Genomic DNA, 10,441 nt, shown 5'->3' with positions numbered 1-10,441 from the left:
TGTTGATTTCCACTGAGAGCTGACCCGGCGCAGCCTGATATTTCCATTGAGAATTGACCCATGTTTCAACCGTCCCTCGCATGTTTTCAGCGGGGGCCCTGGAGTGATCGACATGGCGTTACTGAGCGTGATCCGACGCTGGCATTTTAGAGAGCATTTATCGATCCGGGAGATTTGCCGCAGGACTGGCTTATCCCGGAATACCATCCGCAAATATCTGCGAGCCGGCGGCGTAGAGCCGAAGTTCAACGTGCCGGAGAGGCCGAGCAAACTTGATCCGTTCGCAGATCGGCTATCGGCCTGGCTGAAGACGGAGTCGAAGAAAGGCCGCAAGCAGAAGCGGACGATGAAGCAGCTACACGCTGATCTTGTCAGCCTCGGCTATGAGGGGTCCTACAATCGTGTGGCGGCATTTGCGCGGGAATGGCGCGATGATCGTCAGAGGGAATTGCAGACGACGGGCCGCGGGACTTTTGTGCCCCTGGCGTTCGAACCAGGCGAGGCCTTCCAGTTCGACTGGTCGGAGGACTGGGCGATCATCGGCAATGAGCGCACCAAGCTGCAGATCGCCCACACGAAGCTGAGCTACTCCAGGGCCTTCATCGTCCGGGCATACCTCCTGCAGACGCACGAGATGCTGTTCGATGCCCACAACCATGCCTTCCGTGTCTTCGGTGGCATTCCTGGTCGCGGCATCTACGACAACATGCGCACGGCGATCGACAAGGTCGGTCGTGGCAAAGAGCGCGACGTCAACGTCCGCTTCATGGCGATGGCCCGCCATTATGTGTTCGAACCCGAGTTCTGCAATCCGGCTTCCGGCTGGGAGAAGGGACAGGTCGAGAAGAACGTGCAGGATGCACGTCATCGCTTCTTTCAGCCGATCCCGCGCTTTCCATCACTCGAGGCCCTGAACGATTGGCTCGAGGAGCGTTGCAAGGAGTTCTGGGCCAAGACACCCCACGGTCAGTTGCGTGGCACTATTGCCGACATCTGGGCAGAGGAAGTTCCGGCTCTCATGCCGCTCTCCAGGCCGTTCGACGGGTTCGTCGAATATACGAAACGGGTCACGCCTACCTGCCTCGTGCATCTGGAGCGTAATCGCTACAGCGTTCCGGCATCCTTCGCCAATCGACCGGTGAGCCTCCGGGTCTATCCGGATCGGATCGTGGTTGCCGCAGAAGGCCAGATCGTCTGCGAGCACCGTCGCGTCATCGATCGTTCCCATGATCGTCCAGGACAGACCATCTATGACTGGCGTCACTATCTAGCGGTGGTGCAGCGTAAGCCCGGTGCTCTTCGCAACGGCGCACCGTTCATTGAGCTCCCCGATGCATTCCGGACCTTGCAGCAATACCTGCTCAAGAAGCCGGGTGGCGATCGAGAGATGGTCGATATCCTGGCCCTCGTCCTTCAGCACGACGAACAAGCCGTGCTGTCGGCCGTCGACATGGCGCTGAAGTCTGGCGTTCCGACCAAGACGCATGTGCTGAACCTGCTGCATCGGCTCGTTGACGGTAAATCCTTCACGCCGCCGACCCTCGATGCCCCTCAGGCACTGACGCTCACCAATGAACCCAAGGCCAATGTTGAACGATACGATACCTTGAGAAAGACGGAGGCTCGCCATGCGTCATAATCCAGCAAGCGGCGCGATCGTCATCATGCTGCGGCAGTTGAAGATGCATGGCATGGCCCAGGCAGTCGGAGAGCTTACTGAGCAGGGGTCACCCGCGTTCGAGGCTGCCCTTCCGATCCTGTCGCAGCTTCTCAAGGCAGAGACGGCGGAGCGCGAGGTTCGATCAACGGCCTATCAACTCAAGACAGCACGCTTTCCGGCCTACCGTGATCTGAACGGCTTCGACTTTACCAGCAGCGAGATCAACGAGGCTCTCGTGCAGCAACTCCATCGCTGTGACTTCCTCGATGACGCCAACAATATCGTCCTGGTCGGCGGACCTGGCACGGGCAAGACGCACATTGCCACCGCGCTCGGCATTCAGGCCATTGAGCATCACCACAAGCGAGTGAGGTTCTTCTCGACGGTCGAACTGGTCAACGCGCTTGAGCAAGAGAAGGCGCAAGGCAAGTCGGGACAGATCGCCAATCGGCTCGTTCACTCCGATCTCGTCATTCTCGACGAGCTGGGATACCTGCCATTCAGCGCCTCTGGAGGGGCGCGCTTCCGCTTCAAGAACAGCTCGGCCCATCAGCCCAAAACATCAAAGGAGAAACGCAGGAGCTTGACCCCGACCAACAACGCGAACGATACCTAAAGGCGGGTCAATTCTCGGTGGAAACGCCGGGTCAGCTCTCAGTGGAAATCAACACCGATTGCTGTTGCCGCCAGCGTTCCGGCAATACCAAGCGACAAGGTCACCCAAGCCGGCCCCATGCCGGTGCGCCACATAGTGGCGTAGTTTTCCAGCGTAAAGTTCGCCCTGGGTAGGCCGACCCGCCATTCCATGAAGCTGGAAACCAGCACCGTCAGGTGGGGCGTGAATGCCATGAGAAGGGCAATGATGACCGCGCCAAGCACTGTGACATGAGCAAGAGGCGATAGCGGCTTGCGTTCCAGCGCCCGCGACGACACCACGGCAAAACCGCGTCGCGCCAAATAGATTTGCTGCGCCATGAGGAACAGGCTCGAGATGGTGATGAGCACAATCGATCCTGTGGCCGCAAGCGCCGGATTGCGTCCTGCCTCACTCAGGAAGGACGTATAGATCAGAACCGGCAGTGCGTTGACATCGAGGCCAATGATGCGCGGCGTTCCGAAGTCAGACAGGGCTGCCATCGTTGCCAGATAGAGACCGGTGATGATGCCGGGGAGTGCCAGCGGAATTTCGACCGTCATGCGCACACGAGGCGGCTTGGCACCAAGGCTTTCCGCTGCCTCGATATGGCCAGCGTCCAAACTCTGAAACGAGCTGTGGCTGAGCAGAAAGATGATTGGAAAGACCAGCCAGGTGATGACCCAAATGACGCCATGCAAGCCGACAATCGAGACATCGAGGCCGAGATAGTTGGTCAGAACGCCGTTTCGTCCCAGAAGCAAGCGCCAGGCGTATGCCCCCAGAAATGGTGGAGACACGGACGCCATAGTGACAAGAAAGACGATAGCAGTGCTGCCCGCGACCCGGTAACGTGCGATAAGATAAGCCAGCGATACGCCGATCAAAGCGGCAAGTCCGGTGGACGTCAACGCGATCAGCAGGCTGTTTACCGTGGCGGAAAGGGTTTCCGAGCGTGTAAAGAAGTCGGTATAGTGGACAGCAGAGAGCGACAGCGATTTGTTTTCGAAGGTGATGTAGGCGTTCGCGGCATGTGAGAGCAGGACAGTGTTGAGCGACTGCGCGTTGATATCTAAGGGGGCTGGTGAAGTTGTCGCGAATAGCCCCCGGGGCGCCTGCTGCGAAAGCGTGAACCGAGCCGAGCCCAGATCGAGTTCAAGTAAACCTGCCTCGTCCTTACCAACCGAAATCGGCTCTTGCGAAGAGAGGCGCAGCGTTCGGTCATCCTGGACATCTACAGTCAGACTGTCAGTCGAACTCAGCGTTATCGCAACGCCGTCAGAAAGTTTAGCAACGCTGTATCGGGCGGTCATTTCCGGGACGAATTGCAAGCCGTCTTTATTATGCAGAAGAGTAAAACGGCCGCCCTCCTCCAGGAGGGAGGCGGCCATGAGGCGAACCTGCGGGACAACAATCGTCAGGCCGCAGAGCACGAGCGCGACGATTGAAAATATCAGCCAATTGTCGCGCAGCACCTTCATTTTCCGCGAAGCTCCTGAAAGCGAGCCACGACCACAGGGCGCGGATCGACAGCGGATACGATTGTGAGCGTAGCCATGTCAGGCAGAGCGGCGGGAGGCGTTACATCCTTGCGTGCCGAGCGTCGAACGGTGGCGTCGCGAACAATTTCATGCGCCGTCTTGCTGCCGAGGAAATCGATGAAGCTCTTGGCGTCTTCGATGTGCTGCGCGCCATTGACTATGGCTTGCGCATCGATCTGGCCGGTAACCGCATCGGTCGGATAGACGATTTCGATCGGCAGACCTTGAGCCTTCCACTTGGAACCCAGATCCTCGTTAATCCAGCCAACTGCTGCTTCACCGTCGCGTACGGCGTTGAAGGCGTCATCGGAACCGGGAGCAATGCGCGCACCCTTGGCCATTTGACCGACGAAATCCCAACCGAAATTGCCAGCAAGAGCGGAAAGAATGACATAGCCGGTGCCGGATTTTGCAGGGTCTGGAATAATCAGGCCACCGTTCTTTGCGAAGTCCTGTGAGACGAGATCTTTCTGCGTCCTGGGTATGGAGCCGGCCTCGACGCGTTTGGTGCTGACGACCAGCGGCTGCAGCAGCACCGTGAACGGATGCCAGATGTGATTGGGATCGGTCGTCACCATGTCGGCGTCGGACTTGCTTTCGAACGATTGGAAGAGCGCTGCATTTTCTTCGAAGGTCTGCGTCGGTCCGCCCCACATGACGTCTGCCGAGGAATTGCCACCTTCTGCACGCAGACGCTCGATCAGCTCGCCAGTACCGCCGCGCACGACGGTCACCTTCACATCCGGATTTTCCTTGGCAAAAGCGTCGAGGATGGGAGCAGATGTCGCCTCCCCATGAGCGGTGTAGACCACCAGTTCTCCGGCATTCGCAACACTGATGATCGACGCCGACGCCAACGCGCCCGCTATGATACGCCGCAAGGTCCATTTCAGCATGACTATGTTCCCTTTTTAAAGTCACTGAGAAGAAGGCGACCCTATTAATCCATTTACCAGATTAAAAATCAAGCCGCCTTTTCTTGGGAATTACGGTCCTTGCGTTACAGGATTATGACTGAAGGCTGAGATTATCTGCATTGTGAACTGCTTGACGCCCATAGGCTGGACTGATAAATTCCATTTAATTTATTAAATAGGAATTGGCCCCGATGAGCTTGATGGGCAGCAATCACACATATTCCGGCCGCTACAACCGTCGCCTCGTTTTCGATCTGATCCGATCTGGCAATGGCATAAGCCGGCGTGACCTTGTTGATGTGACAGGCTTGAAGCCACAAACCATGTCCAATATCTGCAAGGACCTGATAGACCGTTCAGTGGTTGTGGAAACCATCCAACAAGAGGGCGCGCGCGGTGCGCCGCAAAAGAAGATGTGGGTCAGAGCCGAGGCCGGTTGCTGCCTGGGTATTCACGTGGATCGCGACGGGCTTCTGGGCATCGTCTGCGATCTGGCGGGGCGGGAGTTGGGTCGCGAAACCGCATCCGCATCGCTCGAAGATCCATCCGACACCATCCGTGCCATCGCCGATATGACACAGCGTCTGCGGTCGGTTACCGTGGATCGTCCCGCCTGGGGCATCGGCATCGCGATGCCCACATTGCAGGAGGCGGAATTCGAACATCCCGTCGGCCCGCCGGGTTGGGATGCGTGGAGCCGTATGCCGGTGGCGGAAGCCATCGAAGATGCATGTGGCCTCCCCACCATCATCGAGAATGACGCCACAGCCGCAGCAGTTGCCGAACTGAGGGTGGGAAGTGCGGGAGGACTGAGCCACTACGTCCATATTTTCGTCGGGCACGGACTTGGGGCAGGCATTATCAATGACAGCATGCCGCTCCAGGGATTTTGGAACAATGCCGGAGAAATCGGTCTCCTGACATGGCCGGCGGAACTTGCCAATCCAGATGCGGGGAAACAGACACCGTTTTCGATCGACGAGCTTGCAGCGATGCTGTCGTGCGAAAGCAGGGAGATTGCGCGGCCTGGGGCATTGGAGAAACTTTACGCTCAACGCGACAGTATTCTGATGCGATGGCTCGATCTCAATTCGAAGCGCCTGCGGTTGCTGGTGTCGCTGCTTGAAAACATCATGGACCCGCAGACCATCGTGGTTGGAGGGCACTTTCCACCAGCGCTCATCAATTCCCTGATCGACCGGGCCTATCCCCTTTTGCCGTCAGTCAGCGCCCGAAGCCACCGCGAAATTCCCCGGCTGTGTGCTGGCGCTCTAGGGCCGGAGGCCGCCGCGATCGGCGCTGCCATGCTACCTGTGATTGCCCATGGCAGCCCAGACTTCAGGCGCCTCTCATCCATGCGCGGACGCAGCCAGACGATCGATTTCGAAAGACGCTTCGATCGGGTCGCAGGCGCGCCAACGGATGACGACACGTCATCCTGATTTACATGACTCTTGCCGACAGGACTAAAACATGAAAATCGCAATTGCCGGGCTCGGCTTTCGGCTTGCCAATGTCATTGCCTCCTTCCGCAAGGCCTGCCCTGAACTGGAAATTGTCGGCTTGATGGACCCGCAGCCTGCTGGGCTGCCAGCCATTCAGTCCGCAGGCATGGCGGCGCCGCGACGTTTCGATACCATCGAGGCTATGCTGACGCAGACGAAGCCGGATCTTCTTATGGTCGGCTCGCCCAATCTTTTCCATCTGGAACATATCACCGCGGGATTGCGCGCAGGCGTGCGGGTTTTCACGGAGAAGCCGGTGGTGATCGACGAAAACCAGACGATGACGTTGGCGCGTCTGCTTGCCGAATATGGCGATGAAAGCGTTATCGTGGGGCTAGTTCTGCGGTACTCTGACCTTTATCGGGATCTGCGCGCAGCGCAGACGCAAGGTCAAATCGGCGCCATCACGTCGATTGAGGCATCCGAGCATATCGCACCCTACCACGGAGCATTCTTCATGCGGGACTGGCGACGGCATACGCGCTATGCCGGGCCGTTTATCTTGGAGAAATGCTGCCACGATCTCGACCTCTATGGCAGCGTTGTTGGGCAGCGGGCGATGGCCGTTGCCAGCTTCGGCGGCCGAAAGTCGTTTATCGCGGAAAACAAGCCGGATCAGTTCTCCGCGTTTCAACAGCGGGAATTCTATAAAAAGCCGAGCGGCTGGCTAGAGGGTGGCGCAGTGTTTGAGAGTGACGGCGATATTATCGACTATCAGACCGCGATTATCGAATATAATGGCGGGGCGACGATGACGTTTCATACCAATCTCAACGTTCCAGATCAGTTTCGCCGCTTCTGCGTGATCGGTAGCAAGGGAATGGCCGAAGGCGATTTCATCCGCAATCGCTTCGAGGTGCACTCTGCAATAACAGGCGAAAAGCTAGTCGAGCGGCGTTACGAGGGGCACGAAAGCGATCACTATGGCGCAGATGATCAGATGGCCTCGGATATCTACAGGCATCTGACCGAGGCCTCTCCGCTGCCCGTCAATATCGTCTCAGCCTTGGAAGCGGGGCTCGTCGCGATCAAGATCGATGAGGCACGCCGTGTCCGGCGCACCATCGAGCTTGCTGAAACCTGGCAGCGCTTCGATGACGCGCTTCGCACCCCTCATGTGGCTGCCTGAGGCCGCGATTATGACCATGCCAGCGTCTTTATCATCCGTTACCATCCGCAACGCCCGACCGTCCGATGAGACGGCGATCCTCGACATATGTGTGCGCACTTCAGATCGAGGCAAAGACGGATCACAATACTACTCTGACCCGAGACTTCCCGGACTTTTATGGGCGCTGCCCTATGTCCGCTTCTGCACAGAAACTGCATTCGTGCTGACGAAGGATGACGTCGTCATGGGCTACTGTGTCGCCGCACCCGATACGATTGCCTATGAAAATTGGCTCGAGGCCGCATGGTGGCCGTCCTTGCTGGAAGAGCTCCGCGATTTCGAAACACGGACAGTAGAGGATGACAACGTTCTTTCCTATATTCGAAGCGCAAGAAAGACCCCGGCTGAGGTCACGCGGCCCTACCCCGCCCATCTGCATATCAATCTTCTGCCTGAGATCCAAAATGGCGGCCATGGGTCGTCGCTACTGCGACATCAACTGGATTCTTTAACGAGGTCTGACGTAAGAGGCGTCCATCTAGGCGTTAATCAGTATAACGAAAAGGTCGTAGCATTTTACGCCAAATTCGGCTTTGTGGAAATTGACCGGACACCATCGATCGTGATGGCGAAGCGGCTGACTGAATAAAATACTTAAAGCGCGTCGCGATTTCTAACGTCGCTCTTCAAGCTGTAGCGCCTTTTGTTTTCTTTTGTCGAAGCTCGAGGATAACCAAAACTTTTCCAGAAATGATTTTCATGGCGAGCTGGCTTTTATAGTCCACTCCGTTTTGCGACAAAGTGTCTTTTCGCCCTGAGGGGGTACGAACCTGCCGCACGTCATTTGTTGTCAGACTTTTTGGCGCAGTTCCATTGGCTTAGAAACACAGTGGAATGGACTCAAACGAAAATTATTGATGAATTTCGTTTAGGTGTTCAGCGCATTGTTGAGGTCATGCAATCCGACCATCAGCATCATGGGAGTGAGGCACCTACGCCCCTGTCAACTTTCAATAGAAAGCCTGATACACCCAGACAGTCGTTGACCGGGCGAGATCGTTTCGACGCCGCTGCCATTTCGCTCTGGTTCCGGTAAGCCAAGCGCTCCGGCGACCATGGAAACGGGCTCAAGACAAAGATAGCGGTCCATACGGTGGGCAGCGAGATTGCTAAAAACGGGATCCGCCTCGAGCAACAGTGAAAAACTGTCAAAACCGATGCGCGCATATGACCAGTCGGTGAAGTGCAAGGTGTATCCCGTCATAGCAGGAATGGGAGGTTTCGAGCGGGGCACCGCTTGCTGGCCGGTTGGCACGTTCTGCACATCGAGGGGATATTGCAGTTTGGCATCGGTGCTGGCGTCGGAGGCCAATTCTGCCGCAAAATAGGGATGCCAGCCAAGCGAAACCGGCACAGGCCGGTTTTCCAGATTGGTTATCGACAATTCCACCGTCAAACGGTTGCTTTCAAGCAAAAAAGATTGTTCAGCGCGGAAGGAAAATGGCCACTCAGCATCCGCCTTATAGTCAAGCACCAGCGTGCACTGATCGGCCGCCAGGCTGGAAATATCCCACGATCGTCGGTGAGCAGGTCCATGCATGGCATCAGGCGAAAGGGCGGGATGTGGAAGAAGGTCGTGCCGGATATCCGCGTGAACGAATGAGCTGCCATATAACCTGTTGTGGTAAGGAATGAGCGGATAGGCACCTGCCCTCGGCCAGTTCAACGGGTCAAAAGACTCCCCCGCTGTCGGCACCAGAATATCGCCGTGATCCTCGTGGTGCAGATGCGTCATCCTTCCACCCCAGGAAGGGCGGAGGCGGGCCGAAAGCTGCCTGAAGGCAATCGTAACCGTTTCAGGCAAAAGCATATGAGCCATCAGGCCGTTTCGGCACGCGTCGCTGCCAGTGAACATAGCCATCTTCCTGCATGGCCTTTTCATCCATCTCGACTCCCCAACCCGGTCGGTCCGGCCTCAGTTCCAGGTATCCATCCTTTGGCAGATAAGGGTCGACAACATAGCGCGTTTCATCCTCGCGTTTTTCGAGGTCAGTGCCACCATAAACATAGCACTGCCCCTTCGGCAGCCTGTATTCAAGAATACGGAAATTCTGCTGGGCGGCGGAGAAATGCACGTTGACGGCGGTGGCGAGCGGCCCCATCGGGTTGTGCGGCGCGATGCTGACGAAATGCGCCTCTGCCAGCGTGGCGATGCGGCGCATTTCGGAAATACCACCGACAACGCAGATGTCGGGTTGAATGATATCGGCGCCCCGGACTTGCAGAAGACGCAGGAAGTCATTGCGATTGTAAAGACTTTCACCCGTTGCCAGCGTGCAGTTCAGCCCCTGCTTCAGGTCTCCCCACATCTCGATATTTTCCGGACGCAACGGCTCTTCGAAAAATAGCGGATCATAAGGGGCAAGCGCATTGCCCAGTTGACGAGCGGCGGCAGGCTCGAAAATCTTGGCATGCGCGTCGAAGGCAATATCGTAGTCGGGCCGCACCGTTTCGCGAAGCGAGCGGAAATATTCKGCCGAACTGCGCACCACCTCACCCCAGCGATGGGCGTGAATATCGACGCGCCATGGGCTTAGCTTGAAGGCTGTGAACCCCCAGTCTTCGTTGAGACGATCGAATTCCTCCCTTGCCGCCGGTGCATCCGGTGCCGTGTAGACGCCGGCGTAAACCTTGATACGGTCACGCACTTCGCCGCCCAGAAGCTTGTACACAGGCACGCCTGCCGCCTTGGCGGCAAGGTCCCAGAGGCAATGGTCAAGCGCTGAGATTGCCGAAAGACCAAGTGCTCCGGGCGGAAAGCGGTTTTGTTGGAGGAGGAGATTGTAGAGATACTCGACCCGAGTCGGATCCTGCCCGGCAAGGAAGCCGTAGAGGTAATCCAGAACCGGGGGCAATGCGAGATCGGGGCCGTGATTGTAGCATTCGCCCCAGCCGGTCAAACCGTCATCGGTATCGAGAGCGACGATAACGCGGGGGCGGTCCTTGTCGCGGGTAACGAATACCCGCATGCGATCGATTTTCATGCTTTGGTCTTCCTCTTGAATTGCGAGAA

Annotated in this window: 9 protein-coding genes; 5 read left to right on the top strand and 4 right to left on the bottom strand. The window is 57.2% G+C overall.

All coding sequences use genetic code 11. The features are described from left to right. The first annotated feature begins 112 nt into the window (after positions 1-112). Entirely contained in the window at positions 113-1,639 is a 1,527-nt protein-coding gene (gene istA, locus AC1DCP_RS04895) for an IS21 family transposase (protein WP_476774151.1), read from the top strand. Continuing rightward, complete coding sequence (locus AC1DCP_RS04890; RefSeq protein WP_476774150.1) at positions 1,629-2,276, top strand: ATP-binding protein; 648 nt, start codon at positions 1,629-1,631, stop codon at positions 2,274-2,276. Before istA ends, AC1DCP_RS04890 begins: the two co-directional genes overlap by 11 nt. A 38-nt stretch (positions 2,277-2,314) precedes the next feature. Here the strand turns inward: AC1DCP_RS04890 and AC1DCP_RS04885 are convergent, their stop codons facing one another. Together AC1DCP_RS04885 and AC1DCP_RS04880 are read right to left on the bottom strand one after the other, a co-directional pair. Beyond that, on the bottom strand, positions 2,315-3,775 hold the full coding sequence (locus tag AC1DCP_RS04885) for an ABC transporter permease (protein WP_476774149.1): 1,461 nt from the start codon (positions 3,773-3,775) through the stop codon (positions 2,315-2,317). Then, positions 3,772-4,731 (bottom strand): extracellular solute-binding protein, encoded by a 960-nt coding sequence (locus tag AC1DCP_RS04880; RefSeq protein ID WP_065687596.1) that lies wholly within the window; start codon positions 4,729-4,731, stop codon positions 3,772-3,774. Before AC1DCP_RS04880 ends, AC1DCP_RS04885 begins: the two co-directional genes overlap by 4 nt. A gap of 212 nt (positions 4,732-4,943) precedes the next feature. Between AC1DCP_RS04880 and AC1DCP_RS04875 the strand changes: the two genes are divergently transcribed. From AC1DCP_RS04875 to AC1DCP_RS04865, 3 genes are read left to right on the top strand one after another with little or no spacing between them, the layout of a single operon-like run. Then, entirely contained in the window at positions 4,944-6,194 is a 1,251-nt protein-coding gene (locus AC1DCP_RS04875) for an ROK family protein (RefSeq protein ID WP_013637441.1), read from the top strand. 31 nt (positions 6,195-6,225) lie between these two features. Next, positions 6,226-7,386 carry a Gfo/Idh/MocA family protein gene (locus AC1DCP_RS04870; protein WP_013637440.1) on the top strand — a complete coding sequence of 387 codons (1,161 nt, stop codon included), beginning with the start codon at positions 6,226-6,228 and terminating at the stop codon, positions 7,384-7,386. Then, positions 7,352-8,017 (top strand): GNAT family N-acetyltransferase, encoded by a 666-nt coding sequence (locus AC1DCP_RS04865; RefSeq protein ID WP_081308453.1) that lies wholly within the window; start codon positions 7,352-7,354, stop codon positions 8,015-8,017. Before AC1DCP_RS04870 ends, AC1DCP_RS04865 begins: the two co-directional genes overlap by 35 nt. A gap of 354 nt (positions 8,018-8,371) precedes the next feature. Here AC1DCP_RS04865 and AC1DCP_RS04860 read toward each other — a convergent pair whose 3' ends face one another. Both AC1DCP_RS04860 and AC1DCP_RS04855 read right to left on the bottom strand, forming a co-directional pair. Further along, positions 8,372-9,238 carry an aldose 1-epimerase gene (locus tag AC1DCP_RS04860; protein ID WP_065687595.1) on the bottom strand — a complete coding sequence of 289 codons (867 nt, stop codon included), beginning with the start codon at positions 9,236-9,238 and terminating at the stop codon, positions 8,372-8,374. Next, positions 9,225-10,412, bottom strand: coding sequence for a galactarate dehydratase (locus AC1DCP_RS04855; RefSeq protein ID WP_013637437.1), 1,188 nt, complete (start codon positions 10,410-10,412; stop codon positions 9,225-9,227). Before AC1DCP_RS04855 ends, AC1DCP_RS04860 begins: the two co-directional genes overlap by 14 nt. Positions 10,413-10,441: the final 29 nt, after the last annotated feature.

The sequence above is a fragment of the Agrobacterium sp. 10T429 genome (assembly GCF_056393925.1).
This window is presented reverse-complemented; position numbering and strand designations above follow the sequence as displayed.

Excerpts from the sequence above, each read along its gene's own strand:
- istA (WP_476774151.1), top strand. The coding sequence starts at position 113 with ATGGCGTTACTGAGCGTGATCCGACGCTGGCATTTTAGAGAGCATTTA.
- AC1DCP_RS04890 (WP_476774150.1), top strand. The coding sequence starts at position 1,629 with ATGCGTCATAATCCAGCAAGCGGCGCGATCGTCATCATGCTGCGGCAG.
- AC1DCP_RS04885 (WP_476774149.1), bottom strand. The coding sequence starts at position 3,775 with ATGAAGGTGCTGCGCGACAATTGGCTGATATTTTCAATCGTCGCGCTC.
- AC1DCP_RS04880 (WP_065687596.1), bottom strand. The coding sequence starts at position 4,731 with ATGCTGAAATGGACCTTGCGGCGTATCATAGCGGGCGCGTTGGCGTCG.
- AC1DCP_RS04875 (WP_013637441.1), top strand. The coding sequence starts at position 4,944 with ATGAGCTTGATGGGCAGCAATCACACATATTCCGGCCGCTACAACCGT.
- AC1DCP_RS04870 (WP_013637440.1), top strand. The coding sequence starts at position 6,226 with ATGAAAATCGCAATTGCCGGGCTCGGCTTTCGGCTTGCCAATGTCATT.
- AC1DCP_RS04865 (WP_081308453.1), top strand. The coding sequence starts at position 7,352 with ATGACGCGCTTCGCACCCCTCATGTGGCTGCCTGAGGCCGCGATTATG.
- AC1DCP_RS04860 (WP_065687595.1), bottom strand. The coding sequence starts at position 9,238 with ATGCTTTTGCCTGAAACGGTTACGATTGCCTTCAGGCAGCTTTCGGCC.